This is a genomic window from Microvirga sp. P5_D2, assembly GCF_054049475.1.
In genome coordinates, this window is the sequence record NZ_JBFUMH010000041.1 from 1 (window position 1) to 22,870 (window position 22,870).

Sequence of the window (22,870 nt, forward strand, 5' to 3'; positions counted from 1 at the left end):
GCACCGGATTGTCCTCGCTGACGTACTCGTCGAGGCAGGCCGGGAACAAGGTGCCCTGGCTGCGCTCCTGGCCTTGGACAAACCGCTTCATCGCGATCCCTCCAGTCCGTGCTAACCCCACCAGATTACCAGATCCCGCGTTTTGACACAGCCTCGACCCGAAGGAGACTTTCATCAACTTTCGATGAAATGCTTTCGACCGGGGCGTTGCACCAGTGGACCTGTCCGGCAGCCAAATGACTGGCGGGGCCACTATGCTGAGTTTTCCTGATCGGGTAAGTCAGCCTCTCGCGAGGTGACGCTCAACCAAGTGATCGATCGAGAATGCACCCGGTCCGCGGGTCAGCAGAAAAACGAGAACTGACGCCCACAGCAGGTGCTCGGTCCAGGCCTGCGGATAAACGAACGTCTGGATGACGAGCACCATCCCGAGCAGAGGCAGCGTCGCGAGCCGGGTCGCCAGCCCGAGAAACAGGAACACCGGAACCGTCAGCTCGACGAAAGCCGTGAGCTGCGCTGCGAGCACCGGGTCCAGCAGCGGAACCTTGTATTCGTCCTGGAACAGCTTCACGGCGAACTCCCATGAGCGGATCTTCAGGAGCCCCGAATTGAAGAACACCGCGCCGATCCCGATCCGCATGCCAAGCTGGAGGACCGATAGCGGGAACCGCTCGAGCAATTCGTCGTGGCCTGGAACGTAACCGGCCGCATGGCAAGCACCAGGCCCAGGTCGATGATGAGCAGGGCCAGCCCGACAGCCAGTTGAATCGTGATCTCCTGCTCTGGTTCTTAGGGCGGGGATCCTAGATGTGCACAGTGCCCTTATGGCCGCAAAAGGCTTGAGGGAGTGGATACCAGCCTCTCTCCCGAGTCCGTCACCCGCATCGCCGCATGTCATGGGAGCTGCCCTATAATGGGATAAGACCGGACCGCAGGTCCGGTTCGGTCTCTGGGAGGGCATCGCCATGCTGGAGCTTCTGCCTGCCCCCGAACACGTGATTGCGATGCGGGTGAGCGGTCAGGTCGTCAAGGATGACATCGAGCGCGGCATCGCGGCGGTCGAGGAGGCCCTGGCCGGGCAGGAACGCATTGCGATCTATGCGGAGATCAGCATGTCGGGCATGACGCCCGGCGCGTTCGCCCGCGATCTCGGTTACGGTCTGCGCCACCTGCGTGAACTGCGCCGCTTCGCCCGCATGGCGGTGGTGACCGAGCAGGAGTGGGTGCGCCGGATCGTCCAGGTGCAAGGCCGCATCCTGCCCCAGATCGAGATCCGCACCTTCGCGCCGGGCGAGCGGGACGCGGCGCTGGCCTGGGTGGCCCAGCCGATCACAACCGATGAGCCCGAGGTGGCACAGGCACCGCCCTCGGTCCACCTCATCGAGACAACCAGGCCGGACCTGATCGCGTTCGAGGTCAACGGACGCATCCAGAGGGACGACATGCATGTCCTGGTCGGGGCCTTTGAGCAGGCGCTTGCCACCAATGAGCGGTTGCGTGTCCTCGTGCGGGTGGTGAACTTCGACGGGATCACCCTTGAGGCTCTGCGCGAGGAGGGGCTCGCCTCGGTGAAGATGCGTGGCTGGCGCCAGGTCGAGCGCTACGCCCTTGTGGGCGGGCCGGCCTGGATGGCCACTGCGACGGGCTGGACCGCTACCCTGACCCGGATCCAGACTCAGCGCTTCGAGGCGGCGCGCGAAGATGAGGCTTGGCGCTGGCTGGAGGCGGAACCCAGGGTCGGGAGCCCAGCCTGAGGCCGGGAGCAGGGGAAAAGGGCGGGGCAACCCAACCAATCAGCCATCCGGACATTGTCCTTTGCCAGTCTCCGTGAGTTCTCCTGTGCCCTCTGCCTTTGACCTCATCGCCGTCCTTCTCGTCCTCACCGCCGTGTTCGGCTGGCTCAATCATGTCGTCATCCGCCTGCCGCACACCATCGGCCTGCTCGTCATGGCCTTGGGCGCCTCGCTCATCCTGATCGGCATCGAGGTCGCGCTGCCCGATGTCGCTCTGTACGAGAACCTGACCGCGATGCTCCGGCAAATCGACTTCCGGGAGACGGTGCTCAACGGCATGCTGGCCTTCCTGCTGTTCGCCGGAGCGCTGCATGTCGACCTCGGCATCCTGCGCGAGCGGGCCTGGACGGTCGGACTGATCGCCACGCTCGGGGTCGTGATCTCGACGGCCGTGGTCGGCATCGGACTGTGGTGGCTGTCCGGCATGCTGGGAATTGCCGTTCCACTACCGTGGGCGCTGGTGTTAGGCGCCTTGATCAGCCCGACCGACCCGGTGGCGGTGCTCAGCACCCTTAAGACGATCGATGTGCCCAAGGCGCTCGAGGTCGACATGGCTGGCGAGTCCCTGTTCAACGACGGCGTGGGTGTGGTGGTCTTCACCGTGCTGCTGGCGCTGGCATCCGGCAGCGGGGACGAGGGTGGCGTCCTCCACGTCGCCGAGCTGTTCTTCGTCGAGGCGTTGGGTGGGGCAGGGCTCGGGTTCGTAGCGGGCTATCTCGCCTACCGTGCCATGCGCCGGATCGACGACTACCCGATGGAGACGCTGATCTCGCTCGCTCTTGTGGCCGGTACCTATGCCATGGCGGCCAAGCTCCACATGAGCGGCCCGATCGCGGTGGTGGTGGCCGGGATCCTGGTCGGCAATCGCGGCCCGGTGGATGCCATGAGCGATCTCACGCAGCGCTATGTCTTCGGCTTCTGGACGCTGGTGGACGAGATCCTCAACTCGGTGCTGTTCCTGCTGATCGGGCTCGAGGTGCTGGTGCTGCGCTTCGATCCGTCGTTCGCCGGACTGGCGGCGGCCAGCATTCCGCTCGTGCTCGTGGCCCGCTTCCTCGCGGTCGCAGGGCCGGTGCTCCTGCTTCAAGGACGGCAGGAGTTCGTCCGCGGCACTATCCCGGTGCTGACCTGGGGCGGGCTGCGGGGCGGCATCTCGATCGCGTTGGCCCTGTCGCTGCCCGAGGTCGCTGAGAAGCCGCCGTTGCTGGCGGCGACCTACGCGGTGGTGGTGTTCACAATTGTGGTGCAGGGGCTGAGCCTGCGCGTACTCGTGGGGCGGACGATCTGATCGGCGCCACGGGGCCGGGCCGTTCCCTCGCCACGACGGCGGCCATGGGTGCTGGGAAGACTCGGGAGCTCCCTCCAGGGCCAGTCGTAGCAACTCGGCAGCGGTCCTGCGGACCTCGTCCTCTGCATAATTGCCGAGGTCTGTCCGGCCACGCGAGACCGCCGTGTCCCCAACCTGATCCCCGTCGATGGGAAGGTGTAGGATCTCCCGTCGGGGCTTAAGGTCACGATGAGGCTTCCATCACCTTGCTCCAACACCGTCCTGCGGTAGCAAGCTCGTGAGCACGGTCCCGGTGTCGTATTGGCCCGTGCTGCCTGACGCGTACGGATCACTCTCGGTCGGCAGCTCATCCATAGGGTTTGCGGACCGCCGCCAGGGTTGGCTTGTCCGCCTTGTGGTCTGCGTCCTTGATGACCGCGATGGAGCCGTCCGTCTCCAGGACGACAGCCGCTGCCTGGCTCGCGTCCATCACTCCGTTGGAGCGCAAAGCGGTCATCACCTCGTCCCGTGTGATGCGCTGCGCCCGCATCGCACCATCAAGGAACTGTCCTTCATGCATGATCAGGGTAGGCTCGCTCTTCACCAGGTTCCGAAAGCCGGGCGAACGGACGGAGAGCCAGGTAATCACGAATTGCAGGAAGACCAGGAGCGCCATCGCCAGCACGCCTTCCGCAAGGGCGACGGACTTGCTCAGCAGCACGGTGGCCAGGGTGGAGCCGAGCGCCACCGTGACCACGAGGTCGAAGGCGTTCAGCTTGGTGAGCGTGCGCTTGCCAGAGATCCTCAGGATCGCCACGAGGGCGACATAGGCCAGCGTGCCGACAAGAAGGACGCGACCCAGCCCGGTCCATGAGTCAAACAACATGGATGATCCCCTCCGTCAGATGCGCCGAGGTGGCGATTCTGGCCCGCTCGACCCGCAGCAGAACTGCACTGCGGTCACAAGGGGCAAGCCGCGTCGCCTCGGCGGTCTCGGCCAACCTGCCGAGATGCCGGGCCACCGCCTCCCGCGCGTCCCCAGGGTGGAGAACAGACGCAAGCTGCCCCAAGACGTCCGCCATCCGGATCAGGACAGCCGGGATCTCCTGTCCCGCCTGCCGGATCGGATCGAACGCCGCATCAGCCAGGCCCTGCGCGTCCGAGCGCTGGGCGATAACCCGTACTACCCCCTCCTTGTCGCGCAGGGCCGTCGGCAGAAGGGAGCGCTGGAAGATCTCCTCCAACGCTGCGCCAAGGCGGTCCAGCACGGCAATGGCCGTGTATGGATCGTTGATGCCGGGCGACAACGCCCGCAGGGCGATTTCGACGAGCTGGCGCAGGCCGAACTCCAAGTCCTGCGCCGGACTGCGTTCCTCGCCCACCACGAAAGCCTGCCTGATCGCTTCGACAACACCGTCGTCCGGCGACCGTGTTGCATGGACAACGACGTGCTCCCCGCCTTTCAGCACGAAGTGGCCGGCCCGCACCTCCACCTGGAGGAGGGCGTCTTCCCGGCAGGCCAGGGAAACCAGCCTGTCGTAGTCGATCACCTGAATGTAGCCACTTCGGCCCAACGACACGGTGCCGACGGCTGGCGGAGTGTCCTTCGGTACGGCGTCTTCGCTCTCGCCCGGCTCAGCGAGCACGCCGCGGACATCGTTGTGCAGGTCGTGCGCCACCCGCGCCACGATGCTGTCGGCCACGATGGCACGGGCAACCTTGTGGACGTAGAACAGCAGGGCGAACAGGCACACGACCGTGAGAGCACTGCCGACAGTCACGGCAGCATGCGGCACACCCTCGGGGCCGAGGGTCTCGTCAAGGCTGCGCAGGACCACCAGTACGTACAGAATGGTCCCGAGGAACAGTCCGAGCACGATCTGGATCTGCCGGTCGCCCATGAAGATCGGGATCAGACGCGGCCCGAGCTGGTTGGCGGCCAGTGTCAGGATGACGAAGGTGACAGAGACCACGAGGGATGTCATCGTCATCAGTCCGGAGAGCAGGCTCGACAGCAGATCGCGGGCGCTGCTGGCGTCGCCGCCATAGAGCCACCAGAGCTCGCCGTCGTCCCAGTCCGCAAGGAACGAGGCGCCGAACGCGAGAACCCAGTAGGCCAGCGCCAGTGCCAGGATGCTGAGGATCAGGGGAACGATCCAGAGCTGCCCGCGCAGGAGAATGACGACGTTTCGGATGCGCTCCATGTAGCGTTAACCGCGACCGTAGAGCCGGGATCCATTGCGGAAGCACCAGTGCACCCGTTGAGCAGTGAACTCGACAAAGCGGGAGAGAGTGTCGGGGCAGGTGTGACAGACCGAATGGCGGCTTTTGGCATTCCTGAGACGTAAGCTCGAAGTCAGCGATCCTCATTGAACCGGACGTTCCGAGGGCGCAGGGAAACTCGGCTCCTGACCCATTGCGGTCCTTCGAGGTGATCCCTAGCCCAGCGGCGAAGTCGACTGCCGTGTTCAACAATCCAGGAGCAACTCTGCTGCTGGCGCAGCTTGGGCGTTAACCCTCCAGAAGGGGATGCGAAAGCCGAACGGCTCGGGAGGATATGGATGGCCCCTAACTGGCTCCGACGCCCTTCACTGGATGCTCCTGCCTCCCTCGCGCAGGTGGCGGAGATCATCGATGCCGTGTCCCGCCACGTGCAGGACCAAATGCAGGCCTTCGCCGAACAGCCCGGCTCACCGCTGCCAGCCTACAGCAGCATGACGGATCTCCTAATCGGGTCATACGTCTGGGGGCTTCTGGAGAGTTGCATACGCAACGGCCGTGGCGGTTACCCAGCCGTGTCAGAGGACCGAGTTCGCGCCATGGAGGAGGTCTGCCCACGGGCGCTAGGACTGGGGCGGGCATGCTGGGTGCGGCGCCATCTTCCGCAATGGGAGGGACCGCCGGCCTACCATCCGGCGTTCCGGCGCGAGCTCATGCGGATGGAACGTCGCGGCGCGCACGACGGCGTCTACCTCGCGGCCGACGACCCGATCTGTTTCGCCAAGGTCGGCAGCCGGCTGGCGTTCATGATGCAGTTGCTCGCGGTGCCGTCCAGGCTCGAGCGGACAATCGGTTAGGGGGAGGTCGGCTCCGGAGATGCACCCAGCCTCCGGCCCCGCCTTCATCTGGCGGATTCCCATGCAAGCCGCAGAGCGTGACGTCCTCATCGAGGCGATAGTCTCGCGGGCGCACCCGACTGACAGGGCATCGGCGCACTGGTGCAGCCATGCCAGGGAGGAATGTGATTTTGTGTTTTGCGCGTCAGTCCGAGCAGGGGACTCCCCAGTGTAAGCGCGCGGATTTGTATAAATTGTTCGTCGAGATCAGGCTGATCTGAGTGTTGACACAGGCTCGACCCGAAGCCGACGTTTCGGCAGTGGCACCGTCAAATTAACCCGAAGGTGACGGGATCGGGGCATACGTGAGGGATGACACCGCTCCGCCGTTCCCGCTATGCTCGCCACCGCTTCCCGCCTGAAGTGATCAGCTACGCCGTCTGGCTGTACTTCCGGTTTCCACTGAGCCTGCGCATGGTCGAGGAAATGCTCGCAGCCCGCGGCATCCTGKTCAGTCATGAGACGGTGCGGCAGTGGGCGCTGAAGTTCGGTCAGAGCTTTGCYRRCMAGATCCGCCGCCGTCTGCCCGCACCGGGAGACAAATGGCACCTCGACGAGGTTGTGATCAGCATCGCGGGCCGAAAGCATTGGCTCTGGCGCGCCGTCGATCAGCACGGGGCCGTACTCGACATTCTGGTCCAGAGTCGTCGCAATGCCAAAGCGGCGGAGCGCCTGCTGCGCAAGCTGCTCAAGAAGCATGGCAAGGCACCGCGCGTGATGATCACCGATCAACTGGCCAGCTATGCCGCTGCGCAAAGGGTCGTGATGCCTGGTGTTGAGCATCGGCAGCACAAGGGCTTGAACAACCGCGCCGAGAACTCTCATCAGCCGACTCGACGGCGTGAGCGCATCATGAAGCGGTTCAAGTCAGCCGGGCAGGCCCAGCGCTTTCTCTCTGTTCACGATCAGGTTGGAAACCTCTTCCGTCGTCCCGCTAACACCAACGCCGCCGCTCATCGCCAGTCCCGGGCCCATGCCTTTAAGATCTGGGCCGAGGTGACGGGCCTCGCGGCCGGCTTCTGATGCGCCCATGGCGTGCGGGACATTGCGACCTTAGCTCGTTAACTTGACGATGCCGAGAAGAGTGCTCATGAATTGCCTCGTGTATCAGACGGGATAGTTTTGATCGCTAACGACAGATAGGTGATATTCAAGGGTCCATATTGACGTAGATCAAAGGGAGTGTCCGAATTTACATTCATTGTTTATTCGTGGAACTTGGTCCAGACGATCCTTTGCACTCGCCGACCGCCAGTATGAATAGTGGCGTGGCCGTGCCGATAGATTACCCTCGATGGAGGAGTGCGGTCTAAACAGGCAGGGCGGGATCCAGGCCATATGCCATGCCAATGGGCCGAGCCTATTGGCATGAGCACCACAATTAAGTCGTTGAGAGTGGAAGAATGAAGATCCATTTGGTGAATGGTGAAATCATCGTCGACTATGGATGAGGTCGATCGATGGCTGAAAACACCGCACAGCAAGATCCGGAGGGACGGCCGCCTCTCCCAATCGGTGGCTGAGCGACAAAGTCTGAAGTGCTGATCGGGAGAGCAGTGTGACACGTCTTCACTTGCATCCGGAAAGCCATCTCGTCTCGCGTATCGGGTGGATGCGGGCGGCCGTTCTCGGCGCCAATGACGGGATCGTTTCGACGGCCAGCCTGATCGTCGGGGTGGCCGCCGCGTCCGCGGCCACTTCCGATGTCCTTATCGCCGGCGTTGCCGGTCTGGTCGCTGGGGCCATGTCCATGGCGGCCGGCGAATACGTCTCGGTCAGTTCCCAATCCGACACAGAGCAGGCCGATCTCGGGCGCGAGCGCGCGGAGCTTGCGACCCAGCCTGAGTTCGAACGAGAGGAACTCGCCCGGATTGCTGGCGGAGGCCAAGGTTCCGTACGACCTCGTTCTGGAGATGGACGAGATCAACGAGGACTTCCCCGCGACGGATGTGGTGATCGTGATCGGCTCGAACGACATCGTCAACCCGGCCGCGCAGGAGGACCCGAACAGCCCGATCGCCGGGATGCCGGTGCTGGAGGTGTGGAAGGCCAAGCAGGTATTCGTGTCCAAGCGCGGTCAGGGGACCGGCTACTCCGGGATTGAGAACCCACTGTTCTACAAGGACAACACCCGCATGTTCTACGGTGATGCCAAAGCCAGCATCGATCAGCTCGTGCAGTCCATCTGAAACGTTCCTTCGTGGATGGCGCCACCGATCGTCCACGAAGGTCTTCTGCTGGCACGAGGCGGACCTTAGCCGTACTCCCGCAATGGGGCTGTGAGGCGACCGTCACGTGACCTCGGTTGAAGGCTCAGATTGACCCATTTCGGTCCTTCAACCTTCCGCATTGCCGTCGAACGGCCCACACGATGACGCGTCAGGCATCAAACTGGCCCTCGCTTTCTCAGGCCGCCAGCGCCCTGCCGCCAGGGCGACACCCAGCGCGCCACGCTGTTGGAGTCTGGCCCGACCAGCGCCGGAAGGCGCGGGTGAAGGCGCTGGCCTCCGGGTAGCCTAGGGCCGCCGCGATCTGTCCGAGGGGGATCCGGGTGTCGCTCAGCAACTGGCAGGCAGCCGCGAACCGGACCTCGTTCGTCAGGGCCCGAAAGCCGGCGCCTTCGCGGCTCAGACGCCGGCTCAGCGTGCGCCGGTGCATCGCCAGCGACTCGGCGAACCGATCTGCCGAACAGGGGGTGCTCGCCAGTCGGGTCCGCAGCATCCGCCGGATGTCATCCGCCAACTCCCACGATGGGGCACTCGTCAGGGGGGCGAGGTGCTCCTCCAGAATGGCTCGCAGCAGGGGATCGGCCCCGGTAATCCGCAGTTCCAAGTCACGGACCGGGAACACGATACAGGCGGCCTCCTGGTCGAACCGCACCGGCGCCCGGAAGTGGCGGCGGTACAGCTCCCGATCCGCGGGAGCGGCCCGCGGCAGAAGCACCTCGGTGGGGGTCCAGCCGGATCCGCACAGGGCACGGATGGTATTGACCATGCAGGCGATCACCCCGTCCGCAATCTGGTCCGCACCCTGAAGGCTTGGTTCATAGATCAGGTAGCTGAATTCGGCCGCATTATCCTCGACAGTCAGCGATGGCATCGCGCCCCGGCTCTGGGTGCCCAAGTACGAGACCAGGGCACGCAGGGCGTCGCCCATTGTCTCCGCATGCCGCATCAGGCGTCCCACCAGCCCGAGAGAATCGGTTGTGGCCCGCTGGCCGACCAGCAGCCCGAAATGCGGGCAGCGCGTGCGCGCGACGCAGCACACCAACAAGCGGCCGAGGGTGGAATAGGGGAGGTGGTTGTTCTCGTCGGCGAAGAGAGCCGGGTCGAGGCCGCTCTCGCGGATCACCTCGTCTGGATCGGCCCCGAACTCGCGCAGGAGCGGCACGATCTCCTTGGTCACCCCGACCCGGATGACCTCGGTCGACGGCGTTCGGGGCGGAGGCTTCGGGCTGAACCCTGCTCCGTCGAGATGGATAAGGTCTGCTCGGGCCATGGCTGCGCTCCTTGCGTATCAGTATGGTCGAGCACAGCGCCGCATGTGCCAAGCTGCGCCATGTCGGTAGGCCATCCACTCGCGTCCGAGTTTTTGTAAAGATCGGCCCCATCCGGAAAGCTGCGGACGGGACCGAGTTTACAAAGGCTGCAAGGGGTGCGGGGTGTGCCTCTGCGAAACGGATTCTGGCAGATCCACGGGAAGAAGGAACTCGTGCGAATACGAGGCTTGGACGGTTTGGCCCTGCTCATTGCAAGGCAGGGAACAGGTCGGCGCTCAGGCAGCGGCGCGCCACAGGCGGATTAGGTCCGGCAGGCCCTTGTCCTCGGTCTTCACCGTCAAAGGCAGGCACATCCCGGCAGAGGTTGCGTCCGACCGGCTCGACACTTTTGGCGATCAGGATGCGCTGCTTCTTGAATATGCCCGGCTCCGGAGGAGTGGAATGAAAATTCCCGGTCGAACGGCTGTCGGGGCGCCAGTCGAACAAAGCGGCACAAGGGGGCAGATGGTACAGCGGTTATTCTGCTACCTGCGGGCTCAGGCTGCGAAAGACTGGCGATGCTGTTGTACCCGCAGCCTATTCACGAGGTCCACGTAAGGCTGGCGCTTCTCGCGATGCGCGGCATTGAGCTTTTCCTTGATGTCGCTCTTCAGCTCCTCGTCACGAATGCTCATTTCAACGCTGTTCAACTCGACTTCATGCAGAAAATCGATATCGCCCAGCGTATGGAGAACCTCTCGCATCATGGCATCAAGGCTTGACGAGTACATGCGATAAGGCTGACGAGGCTTGCTGGACATGGTCTTTGCTCACGTGTCGTGTTGATCTTCAACGCTGTGGCAGGATTAACAACGGTCGGATGTGACGACTACCTCGGAGCACTACGAGGTATGGTAGGCGCTATCCCGGATGCGACCCTCGGGAAGCCGCCAGCGTCCCTAAAGATGCATACCCGACCGGCTGTTGACGACGATCATGAAAATCCGGGCGTGGCAGACCCAAGACATGAGCGGTTGGCTCGCTTCAGTACTCGAGAGCCGACGTTCGTCGAGTGGCCAGAACGTGAAGGTTTGCCCTTAACCCGGCATTCCGACGGGCAATCCCGGTGTGTTTCGGCGTGCAATGTTCGTTGCCGATAGGATCGGCACACGATTGCAAGGACAATCTGGAGAGTTCTTGGCGGCTGTGGATGGTGGCACACCTGCTGATAGACCCGATCCGCTTTCTGACGCGAGGACTTCTACCGCCTGCGCCTCCACACTTCGAGCCGAGTGGAGCGCCGCACCATCAGAGGCCGCTACCTATCTATATACCGGATCAAACTGCCTGCTGACGTTAGGGGCCGGGCTCGGCTGGATGATCACGCAAGGTCCGAGGGATTCGATCGCGCAACCTGATGAGGGTCTCGGCGCGTTTCGAGGTGATCGCTCGGCGGTGCCGTTTCCCCTCCCGGCTCTGAGCGGAATACCATACCCTAACCTGGAGCCTCGTATTCGTACGAGTTTCTTCTTTCCATGCCGTGCCGTATCAAAATTTCAACAAGCATTCAGTTAAGTATCTCGTTCAGAATGATCAGGGATTCGCGAAGAATAGCGGCCGATGTACAACGGGAATGATGATAGTCAGTCCAATTGAATACATGAGACAATTCGAGATTATCGCTGCCTCACATGAAATATGCACAATATATCTGCGTTCCGATTGCTCTGTTGGCAGTATATGGCCGTTCCTTCCTAGCTCAATCAGACAAGCAGCAAGCTAGCTTCAGGGTGTGAGATGACGACTGATCAGGCCGGACGATCAATCGAACGAATGTGCGCTGAAATCGCTCGCTTGCAGGTCATAAACCAGTGCGAGGCTGACCTCGCCTGGGCCCTCGCCCACATGTTCGACGTGCCCGAAGGCCCCGCGTGTCAGCGCAGGATGCGCGCAAGTCCGAACGAGCACGGGTACCAAGTGCCTTCATCCTACAGACGGTTTCGGAGTACTCGAGATCGGGCTCGTGCCGCGGCCGTGTTGCATGGATCTGCCGGAGCACGCATCCATTCGCGTCCTGCCTGAGTTTAGGCGGTGCGGACGGACTTCGGGTGCCCAACAGTGCGGTTCAGGGCAGCAATGGCGAGGTCGACCCCAGTCGCCAGGAGAGGCTCACGCACGCCGCTGTGTTCTCTGTATTATTCTGAAAAGGTCAACCCCGTCCGAGAACTTCCGAACGGGGCTGAGTTTACAGAGGCTCGGCAAGGGAGTGCGGGGATGGGCCTCTGCAAACTGAATATCGGCCGTTCTGACAAAAGAAAAACCCCGTACGAATACGAGCTTTCGAGCAGTCGTGTGGGATTTCACGGGCCCCAAAGGAAGACCCTAATTCCATCCAAGAGCAAGTTCAGGGACCTCGTCTTTGGATCGGCCCTTGGCGGAGACCATGGTGGCTCTCAGGTCGAGGCAGCAAGCCAGAGGCGGACGAGGTCCGGCAGGCCCTTGGCGCCGGTCTTCTCCAGGATGTGCGCCCGGTGGAACTCGACCGTGCGATGGCTCACTCCGAGCTTCTGGGCGACCTCCTTGTTCGACTCGCCCGCGACTAACCGCTCAAGCACCTCGCGCTCACGCGAGGTAAGCATCGCCAGCGAACGGCCAGCCGCCTTGATGTCCTCTCCCTTTGAGGAAGGGTGGGCCTGCTGTCTCAGTCCGCCTTCGATCGCTGCAAGGAGCGCTTCGGCTTCGAAGGGCTTCTCCAGGAAGTCCACCGCGCCCGCCTTCATGGCTGCAACCGCCAGAGGGATGTCGCCATGTCCGGTGATCAGGATCAGCGGAAGCCCGTCTCCTTCCGCCCGCAGCTTCTTGAGCAGTGCAAGGCCATCCATTCCCGGCATTCGGATGTCGCTCACCACGCAGCCCGGCTCAAGGGCGCCGCGGCCCAGCAACTCCTCGGCCGACGCATAGGCGCGGGCCTCGTATCCGGCATCCTCCAGAAGCGCCACCAGCGAGTCCCGCATGGCCTCGTCGTCATCCACCACATGAATGGTGCGCCCGCTCGTCATTGATCGCCTCCCTTTGTGCGGCTGGCACGGTAAACCGGAACATGGCACCCCCGCCCGGACGGGGCTCGGCCCGAAGGTCGCCGCCGTGGGCCTCGACGATCGTCCGGCAGATCGAGAGCCCGATCCCTAAGCCTGTAGGCTTCGAGCTCGTGAACGGCCTGAACAGGACCTCCGGGTCCGGAGGCGGCAGCCCCGGCCCGGAATCGGCCACCGAGATCTCCACCTCCGCCTCGCCGACGGCCTTCGTGGTCACGACGAGTTCCCGGGCCGCTCGTCCGTCCATCGCCTCGAGCGCGTTGCGCACGAGGTTGAACACCACCTGCTGGATCTGGACACTGTCCGCCAGGATCGCGGGATCGGACGGATCGAAGTCGAGCCGCATGCGCAGCTCCGGATCCCGCTTGCCCACGAGGGCGAGCGCCACGGCATCCTCAACCAGGTGGCGGGCATTGACCACGCGCTTGTCGGTCTCGCCGCGGGTCACGAAGTCGCGCAGCCGCCGCAGGATCGCGCCGGCCCGCACCGTCTGTTCGGCAGCCTTCTCCAGCCGTGCCAGGGCACGCTCCGGCCCATCAGTGGTGCCTGCGCGCAGGGTCATGCGCGCGGCATTCACGAAGTTCGCCGCCGCGCCGAGCGGCTGGTTCAGCTCGTGCGCCAGGGCCGCCGCCATCTGCCCCATGGCGCTGAGGCGGGAGGCATGCAGCACCTGCGCCTGTAACTCGCGCAGGCGCTCGTGGGCCTCCCGGGATTCCGTGATGTCGACGTTCGCACCAAGGAGGCGGACCAGTCGGCCGTCGGCGTCAAAGAGAGGCAAGCCTCGGTCGACGACCCACCGCACCGAGCCGTCGGGTCGCACGATGCGGTACTCGTTCTCCAGTTGCCCGGACGCCATAGTGGCGGCTCTTATCCGCTGAGCGCGGTCTCGATCGTCCGGGTGGACCTGCGCCAGCCAGTCTTCAGGGCTCTGGTGGCCTGGTCCCTTCGGATCCAGGCCATAAAGCCGGCAATACGCTTCGGAACAGGTGGCGACGCCGCGCACGGCATCCCAGTCCCAGGCACCGACGCCGCCCGCCTCCTGCGCCAGGCGCAGGCGCTCCTCGCTCTCGCGCAAGGCTTCCGCCGCAACGCGCCGTGTGGCCTCGACCTGAAGAGCCTCCCGCGCCTCGGCCGCCTCGCGCGACCGGCGGTAGGTAGAGCCAACCAGCAGGATCAGGCCCAGGATGGCCGGCACGCCAAACCCCAGTTGCACGGCGACTGTCTTGCGCCACTGCGCCACGATCACGGTGCGGGCGCGCGCGGCGGAGGCGTAGACCGGCCAGTTCTCGACCCGCCGGAACGCCGCGACCCGTTCCATGCCGTCCACCGTGGAGCGGCCGTGCACCACCGCGCGCTCCAAGCGCTCCGCCATGACCGGCAGCATGGGGCTGCCGGCCGACAGGGGCGGGGGCGGGCGGTCGAAGCCGGTGCTGCGCGCGAGGAGCTCGCCGTCGGTGCGGACCAGGGCGACCGTATCCTCCGCGTGGCCGGAGACCCGGCGCAGCCCTGCCGCCAGTTCGTTCGGGCGCAAGGAGGCCAGCACGACGCCGTGGAACGGGGCGGCAGGATTCTGCCCTGGCGCGGATGGCGCGTCTGCGTCCGTGGCCTGACCGCGGCGCTCGGCGATGCTGAAGAAGAGCTGCCCGTCAAAGCGGCCAACGTGGATCTTGCTGACATACAGGTTGGGCGTTGCCTGGTTGCGCAGCGCCTGGAAAAAGTCGCGGTCGCGAAGATCCGCATCGCGTGGCACCGGGAACACGTTGGCGCTGACGAGAGGACGGCCGTCGGCATCGATGGCGTAGAGAGTGAGGAGCCATGGCCGCTCCGCCGCCATACGCTGCAACACCGCATGCAGCTCGCCTTCTCGCGCGCGGATCTCGTCGTCGGTCATGCCGCGCAGGAGATCGTCGACCCGGTCGGCCAGCAGCAGGTGGGCATCCAACAGGTGGGCCGCGTACTCGGCCGCGGCATCGGCGGTGCGGGCGAGCTCAGCTTCCGCCTGCCGCCACGCCTGACCCCAGGCGAGCCAGGCTCCGACGATCAGGATGCTGAGCGGCACCAGGACGGCCGCGACAAGCGGGGCCAGGACAGTGGGCGAGCGTGGACCCGGCTCGGCATGGATCCTGCGCCCGAGCCGTCCCGTTCGGAGACTGATCAGTTTGCCCACTGAGCCATCACCCACCTTTCCCCTGCCAAGTGATACCTCCTACCATACTGCTCCATCGTTGATCGGGACACCCTGGTAGTAGCGCGAGCTCGTAGTCTCCCGAGGTTCGGATCGGTTCGCGATCCCGTACGTTCCAGCCAACACCCGGCTCCGGCTGACCTTGTGCTTTCAGGGCCGACTGCCAGAACCGTGACGATATCAACATCCACAGCACGGCCCTGTTCAGGAGCACGAGCGCTTTCAACGCTATCAGGATCAGTCCGCTGACCCGTCGTGGGAGGATGACATGGCAACGAGACGCGAGTTTGTTCAAGGTCTGCCGGCACTCGGCGCTGCCTTCACAGTCGGCACCCACCTTGTCCTGAACGAGAGTCCGGCCCAGGCCCAGGAAGCCGCGCCGCTCAAGGGTCACTTTCATCCCAAGGGCAAGGCGCCGTCCAATCACACGCTGGAAGTCCTGAAACAGGCTCGCACGGGGCTGCCCTTTGCGGACAGGCGCGACTTCGAGGAGCAGAAGCGCGGGCTCATAGCGCCGATGAAGGACATGAAGATCATGGCCGATGGCGGCCATGTGGCCTGGGACATGGCGCAGTTCCAGTTCCTCGACAAACAAGACGAGTTCGATAGCATCCACCCGTCGCTGGTGCGCATCTCCCAGCTTAACAACAACTACGGGCTCTATGAGGTCATCCCCGGCATCTACCAGGTCCGCGGCTTCGATCTCTCGGACCTGACATTCGTGCGTGGCAAAACCGGCTGGATCGTCTTCGACCCGCTGGTGAGCGCCGAGACGGCCCGTGCCGCCTGGACGCTGTTCCAGGAGCATGTCGGCGAGGGACTGCCGATCTCCGCCATGATCTACTCGCACACCCATGGCGACCATTGGGGCGGCGTGCGCGGCCTTCTGAAGGAAGAGGATGTCCGCTCCGGCAAGGTGCCTGTCATCGCTCCCGTGGACTTCATGGCCCATACGGTTGCCGAGAACGTCTATGCCGGCAACGCCATGAACCGGCGGCTGTTCTACCAGTATGGGCTGCTTCTTCCGGTTGCCCCGCACGGCTTTGTGAGCCAGGGCCTCGGTCCACGGGTGTCGGCCGGGACTACCGGGCTGATCGCGCCGACGCGGTTCGTCGAGCAGCCGATTGAGGAGTTTGAAGTCGACGGCGTGCGGATGATCTTCCAGAACACGCCGAACACCGAGGCGCCGCGGGAGATGAACACCTACATCCCCGACATGAAGGCGCTCTGGATGGCTGAGAACGTCATCGCCTCTTTGCACAACATCTACACGCTGCGGGGCGCTCCCGTGCGCGACCCGCTGAACTGGTCCAAGTACATCGCAAAAGCTCTTTACCGCTTCGGCCAGGACGCCGAGGTGATGTTCGCCTCGCATCATTGGCCGCGGTGGGGCAATGACCGCATCCAGGACGTGCTGCGGGGCCAGCGGGACCTCTACGCGAACATGAACAACCAGGTTCTGCACCTTGCCAACCAGGGCGTCACGATCAACCAGATCCACAACGTCTATGAAGTTCCGAAGGGCCTGCAACAGAAATGGGACTGCCGGGGCTATCACGGCAGCCCGCAACATAACGCCCGTGGCGTGATCCAGCGCTATCTCGGCTTCTGGGACTGCAACCCGGCAACGCTCATCCCGCTCTCGCCGGAGGATTCCGCTCCGCTCTATGTGGAGATGATGGGAGGTGCGGAGAGGATCATGGCGCGGGGCCGCCAACTCCACGACGAGGGCCAGTACCTGCTGGCTCAGGAGATTGTCAACAAGCTCGTCCAGGCCGAGCCACAGAACCAAGCCGCGAAGGACCTGCTCGCCGACATCTTCGAGCAGATCGGCTACCAGCAGGAGAACCCAGGGTTGCGCAACAGCTTCCTGTCCGGCGCCTACGAGCTGCGTACCGGCATCCCGCAAGGCGAGGCGGTCAGTTCCAGCAGCCCGGATGTGGTGCGGGCCATGACGACGGAGCTGTTCCTGAACTTCCTCGCCATTCGCATGGACAGCCGCAAGGCCGAGGGCATGAGGTTCACGATCAACTTGATTACGCCCGACAATGGCGAGAAGTTCATCGTCGAGCTGGAGAACGCCACGCTCACCAACATCGCGGGCTTCCAAGCAAAGGACCCCGACCTCGCCCTGACGATCAATCGCTCCGACCTGGAGCAGACCATGATGGGCAAAAAGACGCTGGAGGCCCAGATTGCCGACGGCGCGGCAAAGATTCAAGGCGATGCCTCAGTGCTGGCGAAGCTCGCCTCGACCATGGTCGACTTTGATCCGCGGTTCGAGGTGATGCCCGGCACGCACGAGAAACGGTTGGTCGTGTACCACGCGGCAGCCTACCAAGCCATTCCGGAGAAGATCATCGCGGAGTAGGACGTGACAGCGACGGCGGAAGTGTGCATGCCGCTCCGCATTGATGTGGCTGATGGTTGGTCGAGGATCGCAGCCAACGGACTGGTCTGTCGCTGGCTACCCACACATCCTTATGCCCTCAAAGCGGGATCATCCCTTCCACGTGACCTCTCCGAGTTTGAGACACAACCGTCCAGACCAGATCACCGTACAGGAAGAACGGATCGCGGCGGGGTTCGACAGTGTCCGTGAGCGCCACCAGCGTGTCGCTCTTCTCGACGATATCGATGAAAAGGCGACAAGGAGCTCGGATCTCGACTGCGGACAGGCGTCCCTGACCTACCGCGGGTACTGCCCCAACGCGGAGACGCTGCGGGAACTGCGTGGCGAGCGGCCTGTTAATATCAGCCTCTCCTGAGTATGACCCGGCCGATGAGATCCTCGCGGCGGCTTGAGCATCAGTCCTGCGCCACGAGCCTGTCGTCCCGGCCGGGCTTGTGATCGGCTCGGCGTCCCCGGCCCCGCGTAGCCGAGACGAATGGGCCGATCACGAGCCTACCTGACGCGCGTTGGGGCCGGGTGTGGGAGCAGCGAGGGGCTGGCCAGCAGCAACAGCAAGACAGCAAGCGGGACGCAAGCCACGTAGCCCAGGTAGTGGAATCCGAGAGCTCCGATCACGCCGCCCGTGAAGAACGATCCCAACAGCCCCGCCAGCAGGCGGAGCTTGGCCCGATCGGCCATGACGACAGGAGCCGCACCATGCGATCGGTCCCGGTTCCAGTAGATGAGCTTTCCAAGCTCGATGCCAAGATCGGTGACCATGCCGGTCACATGGGTCGTCCGAATGCGCGCGCCGGAGATCTTGGTCACGGTGGCATTCTGGAGCCCCATGATGAAGCACAGCAGAGGTGCCCCGACGAGGACGAGCCCGGGTCCGTCGCGAAGCAGCCCGCCCACCAGTCCGAAGCCCAGCAGAAGTGCGGCCTCGAGGAGCAGCGGCAAGGCATATCGGCTTCCGTGGCCTGAGCGCCTGCCCCAGTTGATCAGCATGGCCGAGCAGGCGGCGCCTGCCATGAAAGCCAGGAGGGCGCCGAGGCCGACCAGCACCAGGCCGACCGACCCTAGCGCGAGATGATCGGCCATGGAGGAGAAGATCCCGGACACGTGCGATGTGTATTGGCCGATGGCCAGGAACCCGCCCGCATTGGTGGCGCCCGCCACGAAGGTGAGAACCACGCCGAGCTGCGTGTCGGCGGCTCCGGTCCGTTCAGCAGAGACGATCCGGCGGGTGAGACCGATGTAGTGGACCGCCACGCTGCTTTGCCGCCCGGATGATCGGTGCGCCGTCATGCCCTCATTGATCCTCCGCCGACGGTTCCCACCGCGGGTGTCATGTCATCATACTTTCTTACAGGTCTCCGAACCCGACCCGTTTGATCTTTCTCAATTCGACCGTTTGTCGGCCCAGTATGATGGCACTCAAGTCCCACGCCTAAGAACAACTCAGGGACGGAGAGGGGCGACTGGGAAAGTCGAGCTCATGAATATTGCAGCACCTGTTGCGACGCTGCCTGTCTACGACGTGCCGACCGAGTGGACGCATCGCGCCTATCTGGACGATGCGGGCTACCGGGCGAAGTACGAGGCTTCGATCAGGAACCCGGAGCGGTTCTGGGCCGAGGAAGCCAAGCGCATCCATTGGTTTAACGCGCCGACCCGGATCAAGAACACCCATTTCGGCCCCGACAACGTCGCGATCCGCTGGTTCGAGGACGGCGTCACCAACGCCGCCTATAACTGCGTCGACCGGCATCTCCACACCCGCGGCGATCAGGTGGCGATCATCTGGGAGGGCGACGACCCGTCCGAATCCAAGACGATCACCTACCGCGAGCTGCACGCGGAGGTCTGCCGCATGGCCAACATCATGCGCAATCGCGGCGTCGAGAAGGGCGACCGCGTCACGATCTACATGCCGATGATCCCGGAAGCGGCCTATGCCATGCTCGCCTGCGCGCGGTTAGGGGCCATCCATTCCGTGGTGTTCGGCGGCTTCTCGCCGGATTCGCTGGCAAGCCGCATCCAGGACGCCAAGTCCGCCTTCATCATCACAGCGGATGAAGGCCTCCGCGGCGGCCGCAAGGTTCCCTTGAAAGTGAACGTGGACGCGGCGCTCGACTGCGTCGGTCCCGGCGTCGTCGATCACGTGCTCGTGGTGCGCCGCACCGGCTCCGCCGTCGACATGCTGCCGGGCCGCGACGTCTATTACGACGAGGCGGCGGCGATGGTCTCCGACGATTGCCCCTATGAGGAGATGAACGCGGAGGACCCGCTGTTCATCCTCTACACATCAGGCTCCACCGGAACGCCGAAGGGCGTGCTGCACACCACCGGCGGATACCTTCTCTATGCGGCGATGACGCATCAATACGTATTCGACTACCACGACGGCGACATCTACTGGTGCACCGCCGATGTGGGCTGGGTGACGGGCCATTCCTACATTCTCTACGGACCGCTCGCGAACGGCGCGACCACGCTGATGTTCGAGGGTGTGCCCACCTATCCGTCGATCTCCCGCTTCTGGGAGGTGATCGACAAGCACAGCGTGAACATCTTCTACACCGCGCCGACCGCGATCCGCTCGCTCATGCAGGCGGGCGAGGAGCCGGTGAAGAAGACCTCGCGCAAGTCCCTGCGCCTTCTCGGCTCCGTGGGCGAGCCGATCAATCCGGAAGCCTGGGAATGGTATCATCGCGTCGTCGGCGACAATCGTTGCCCCATCGTGGATACCTGGTGGCAGACGGAGACCGGCGGCATCCTCATCACGCCGCTGCCGGGCGCGACGAAGCTCAAGCCCGGCTCGGCCACGCACCCCTTCTTCGGCGTGAAGCCCGAGGTCGTGGATTCGGACGGCAAGGTGCTGGAGGGCGCGGCGGAAGGCAATCTCGTGATCGCCGATTCCTGGCCGGGCCAGATGCGCACGGTCTATGGCGACCACGAGCGCTTCGTGCAGACCTACTTCTCGACCTATCCCGGCAAATACTTCACCGGCGACGGCTGTAGGCGCGATGCGGACGGCTATTACTGGATCACCGGCCGCGTCGACGACGTGATCAACGTTTCCGGCCACCGCATGGGCACGGCAGAGGTGGAATCCGCACTCGTCGCCCATCCGAAAGTGTCGGAAGCCGCCGTCGTGGGCTATCCGCACGACATCAAAGGCCAGGGCATCTACGCCTATGTCACCCTGATGGCGGGCGAGGAACCGACGGAGGAGTTGCGCAAGGAGCTGGTGGCCTGGGTGCGCAAGGAAATCGGCCCCATCGCGTCGCCGGACCTGATCCAGTTCGCGCCGAGCCTGCCGAAGACCCGCTCCGGCAAGATCATGCGCCGCATCCTGCGCAAGATCGCCGAGGACGAGTTCGGCTCGCTCGGCGACACCTCGACCCTCGCCGACCCCACCGTCGTCGACGACCTGATCACCAACAGACAGAACAGAACCCATTGAGCGCTTTTGGAGGGCTCTCGCCATGACCTCGCAAGACTACAACCAAGTCCTTCGCAGCCCGCAGTTTCAGGAGCTCGTCCGCCAGCGGACGAAGTTTGCCTGGACCCTCTCCATCGTGATGCTCGTCATCTACTTCGGCTTCATCCTCCTCGTGGCCTTCGCCAAGCCTCTGCTCGCCACCAAGATCGGCGACGGCGTCACCTCGCTGGGGATCATCCTCGGACTGGGCGTCATCCTCTCCGCGTTCGTTCTGACTGGCATCTACGTCCAGCGTGCGAACAGCCGCTTCGACGAGATGACCCGTCACCTCACCAGGGAGATCATGTAATGTCCCGGCTGCTCATCCTTGCCATCGCAACCCTGGTCGCACTGGGCACAGGCTTGTCAGAGGTCCTTGCGGCAGGGCCAGATCTCGGTACCGTGCAGAGACAGCCCCTGAACTGGACGGCCATCATCATGTTTCTGGTCTTCGTGCTCGGCACGCTCGGGATCACCTACCGGGCCGCGGCCCAGACCAAGTCGGCCGCCGACTTCTATGCGGCGGGMGGTGGCATCACCGGGCTTCAGAACGGCCTAGCGATTGCCGGCGACTACATGTCGGCGGCATCTTTCCTGGGCATCTCCGGTCTCGTCTTCGCCAGCGGCTTCGACGGCCTAATCTATTCCATCGGATTTCTGGTCGGATGGCCGATCGTCCTCTTCCTGATCGCGGAGCGGCTGCGGAACCTCGGGAAGTTCACGTTCTCGGACGTGGCCTCCTTCCGCCTCGACCAGACCCAGATCCGCATTCTCTCCGCGGTCGGTACGCTCGTGGTCGTCGCCTTCTACCTGATCGCGCAGATGGTCGGCGCCGGCAAACTCATCGAGCTGCTCTTCGGACTGGATTACCTGTACGCGGTGGTCATCGTGGGCGTGCTGATGATCGTCTACGTTGCGTTCGGCGGCATGAAGGCCACGACCTGGGTCCAGATCATCAAGGCGTGCCTCCTGTTGGCGGGCGCCACCCTGATGTCCCTGATCGTCCTGTGGCGGTTTGGCTTCAGCCCCGAAGCGATGTTCGCCGAGGCGGTCAAGACGCACCCGAAGGGCGATGCCATCATGGCGCCCGGCGCTCTCGTGGCCGATCCGGTCTCGGCCATCTCGCTCGGCCTTGCGCTGATGTTCGGCACCGCCGGACTGCCCCACATCCTGATGCGGTTCTTCACCGTGTCGGATGCCCAGGCGGCCCGCAAGTCGGTCTTCTACGCCACCGGCTTTATCGCCTACTTCTACATCCTGACGTTCATCATCGGGTTCGGTGCGATCACGTTCCTGATGAACGACCCGAGCTTCTTCAAGCTCGGTGCGGGAGGAGTTTACGACAAGGTCAAGGATATCCTCGGTGGCACGAATATGGCGGCGATCCATCTCGCCAGTGCAACGGGCGGGTCGCTCTTCCTCGGCTTCATCTCGGCCGTTGCGTTTGCGACCATCCTCGCCGTGGTGGCTGGGCTCACCCTTTCGGGAGCCTCGGCCGTCAGTCACGATCTCTACGCGGAGGTCATCGCCCGCGGGCGCGTGTCGGAGCAGAAGGAGGTCAACATCTCGAAGATCTCGGCGATCTTCATCGGGATCGTGGCGATCATCCTGGGCTACATCTTCGAGAACCAGAACGTGGCCTTCATGGTGGGGCTGGCCTTCGCAGTCGCGGCGAGCTGCAACTTCCCAGTTCTCCTCATGTCCGTCCTCTGGAAGGGAACGACGACCCGGGGAGCCCTGATCGGCGGACTGCTGGGGCTGATCAGCGCGGTCGCCATGGTGGTGCTGAGCAAGGCCGTCTGGGTGCAGACCTTCGGGTTTGCACGCGAACTCTTCCCCTATGACAACCCGGCCATCTTCTCCATGCCGATCGCCTTCCTCGGAATCTGGGCGTTCTCCAAGCTCGACGCCAGCAGCCGCGCCAAGGCGGAGGTCGCATCCTTTGACGCCCAGTATATCCGATCGGAAACCGGCATTGGGGCTGCAGCCGCCCACGTTCATTGATCTCCATGATAACGGCCGCCTCCCGGGGTACCGGGAGGCGGCCACGTGTCACC

16 protein-coding genes and 3 pseudogenes are annotated in these 22,870 nt (G+C 63.9%); 11 read left to right on the forward strand and 8 right to left on the reverse strand.

What is annotated here, in order from left to right:
• Positions 1-280 precede the first annotated feature (280 nt).
• Entirely contained in the window at positions 281-640 is a 360-nt protein-coding gene (locus tag ACXJKO_RS13140; RefSeq protein WP_457091538.1) for a DoxX family protein, read from the reverse strand.
• A 325-nt stretch (positions 641-965) separates the two neighbouring features.
• On the opposite strand from ACXJKO_RS13140, the gene ACXJKO_RS13145 reads away from it, so the two are divergent.
• Together ACXJKO_RS13145 and ACXJKO_RS13150 are read left to right on the forward strand one after the other, a co-directional pair.
• The gene (locus ACXJKO_RS13145; RefSeq protein WP_457091539.1) at positions 966-1,754 is read left to right on the forward strand and encodes an STAS/SEC14 domain-containing protein; all 789 of its coding nucleotides are present in this window, start codon (positions 966-968) and stop codon (positions 1,752-1,754) included.
• Between the two features lie 85 nt (positions 1,755-1,839).
• On the forward strand, positions 1,840-3,081 hold the full coding sequence (locus ACXJKO_RS13150; protein WP_457091540.1) for a cation:proton antiporter: 1,242 nt from the start codon (positions 1,840-1,842) through the stop codon (positions 3,079-3,081).
• A 346-nt stretch (positions 3,082-3,427) separates the two neighbouring features.
• Here the strand turns inward: ACXJKO_RS13150 and ACXJKO_RS13155 are convergent, their stop codons facing one another.
• Both ACXJKO_RS13155 and ACXJKO_RS13160 read right to left on the reverse strand, forming a co-directional pair.
• Complete coding sequence (locus ACXJKO_RS13155) at positions 3,428-3,946, reverse strand: DUF421 domain-containing protein (RefSeq protein ID WP_457091541.1); 519 nt, start codon at positions 3,944-3,946, stop codon at positions 3,428-3,430.
• The gene (locus tag ACXJKO_RS13160; RefSeq protein ID WP_457091542.1) at positions 3,936-5,264 is read right to left on the reverse strand and encodes a DUF2254 domain-containing protein; all 1,329 of its coding nucleotides are present in this window, start codon (positions 5,262-5,264) and stop codon (positions 3,936-3,938) included. Before ACXJKO_RS13160 ends, ACXJKO_RS13155 begins: the two co-directional genes overlap by 11 nt.
• Positions 5,265-5,621: 357 nt before the next feature.
• On the opposite strand from ACXJKO_RS13160, the gene ACXJKO_RS13165 reads away from it, so the two are divergent.
• The 4 genes and pseudogenes from ACXJKO_RS13165 to ACXJKO_RS13180 form a co-directional block, all read left to right on the forward strand.
• Positions 5,622-6,137, forward strand: a complete 516-nt coding sequence (locus tag ACXJKO_RS13165) for a hypothetical protein (RefSeq protein ID WP_457091543.1) — start codon at positions 5,622-5,624, stop codon at positions 6,135-6,137.
• Positions 6,138-6,488: 351 nt separating this feature from the next.
• Positions 6,489-7,199 carry an IS6 family transposase gene (locus tag ACXJKO_RS13170; protein ID WP_457091544.1) on the forward strand — a complete coding sequence of 237 codons (711 nt, stop codon included), beginning with the start codon at positions 6,489-6,491 and terminating at the stop codon, positions 7,197-7,199.
• 535 nt (positions 7,200-7,734) lie between these two features.
• A pseudogene (locus ACXJKO_RS13175) lies at positions 7,735-8,049 on the forward strand (VIT1/CCC1 transporter family protein); the annotation flags it as partial.
• Positions 8,045-8,365 (forward strand): annotated as a pseudogene (locus tag ACXJKO_RS13180) (NAD(P)(+) transhydrogenase (Re/Si-specific) subunit beta); the annotation flags it as partial. The pseudogenes ACXJKO_RS13175 and ACXJKO_RS13180, both read left to right, overlap by 5 nt.
• 217 nt (positions 8,366-8,582) lie before the next feature.
• Here ACXJKO_RS13180 and ACXJKO_RS13185 read toward each other — a convergent pair.
• The 4 genes from ACXJKO_RS13185 to ACXJKO_RS13200 form a co-directional block, all read right to left on the reverse strand.
• On the reverse strand, positions 8,583-9,674 hold the full coding sequence (locus ACXJKO_RS13185) for an AraC family transcriptional regulator (RefSeq protein WP_457091545.1): 1,092 nt from the start codon (positions 9,672-9,674) through the stop codon (positions 8,583-8,585).
• Between the two features lie 537 nt (positions 9,675-10,211).
• A complete protein-coding gene (locus ACXJKO_RS13190; RefSeq protein ID WP_457091546.1) occupies positions 10,212-10,475 on the reverse strand; it encodes a hypothetical protein in 264 nt (87 codons plus the stop codon).
• Between the two features lie 1,632 nt (positions 10,476-12,107).
• Complete coding sequence (locus ACXJKO_RS13195; protein ID WP_457091547.1) at positions 12,108-12,713, reverse strand: response regulator transcription factor; 606 nt, start codon at positions 12,711-12,713, stop codon at positions 12,108-12,110.
• Positions 12,679-14,916 (reverse strand): ATP-binding protein, encoded by a 2,238-nt coding sequence (locus ACXJKO_RS13200; protein ID WP_457091548.1) that lies wholly within the window; start codon positions 14,914-14,916, stop codon positions 12,679-12,681. Before ACXJKO_RS13200 ends, ACXJKO_RS13195 begins: the two co-directional genes overlap by 35 nt.
• Before the next feature lie 286 nt (positions 14,917-15,202).
• Here ACXJKO_RS13200 and ACXJKO_RS13205 point away from each other — a divergent pair, with 286 nt between their 5' ends.
• Positions 15,203-17,305 carry an alkyl/aryl-sulfatase gene (locus ACXJKO_RS13205; protein WP_457091549.1) on the forward strand — a complete coding sequence of 701 codons (2,103 nt, stop codon included), beginning with the start codon at positions 15,203-15,205 and terminating at the stop codon, positions 17,303-17,305.
• Positions 17,306-17,447: 142 nt separating this feature from the next.
• A complete protein-coding gene (locus ACXJKO_RS13210; RefSeq protein ID WP_457091550.1) occupies positions 17,448-17,702 on the forward strand; it encodes a hypothetical protein in 255 nt (84 codons plus the stop codon).
• A 179-nt stretch (positions 17,703-17,881) separates the two neighbouring features.
• Here ACXJKO_RS13210 and ACXJKO_RS13215 read toward each other — a convergent pair.
• A pseudogene (locus ACXJKO_RS13215) lies at positions 17,882-18,583 on the reverse strand (YoaK family protein); the annotation flags it as partial.
• Between the two features lie 241 nt (positions 18,584-18,824).
• On the opposite strand from ACXJKO_RS13215, the gene acs reads away from it, so the two are divergent.
• From acs to ACXJKO_RS13230, 3 genes are read left to right on the forward strand one after another with little or no spacing between them, the layout of a single operon-like run.
• Entirely contained in the window at positions 18,825-20,795 is a 1,971-nt protein-coding gene (gene acs / locus ACXJKO_RS13220) for an acetate--CoA ligase (protein WP_457091551.1), read from the forward strand.
• 22 nt (positions 20,796-20,817) lie between these two features.
• Entirely contained in the window at positions 20,818-21,123 is a 306-nt protein-coding gene (locus tag ACXJKO_RS13225) for a DUF485 domain-containing protein (RefSeq protein WP_457091552.1), read from the forward strand.
• Positions 21,123-22,817 (forward strand): cation acetate symporter, encoded by a 1,695-nt coding sequence (locus tag ACXJKO_RS13230; protein ID WP_457091553.1) that lies wholly within the window; start codon positions 21,123-21,125, stop codon positions 22,815-22,817. The genes ACXJKO_RS13225 and ACXJKO_RS13230 overlap by 1 nt, the downstream gene beginning before the upstream one ends.
• The last annotated feature ends 53 nt before the right edge of the window (positions 22,818-22,870 follow it).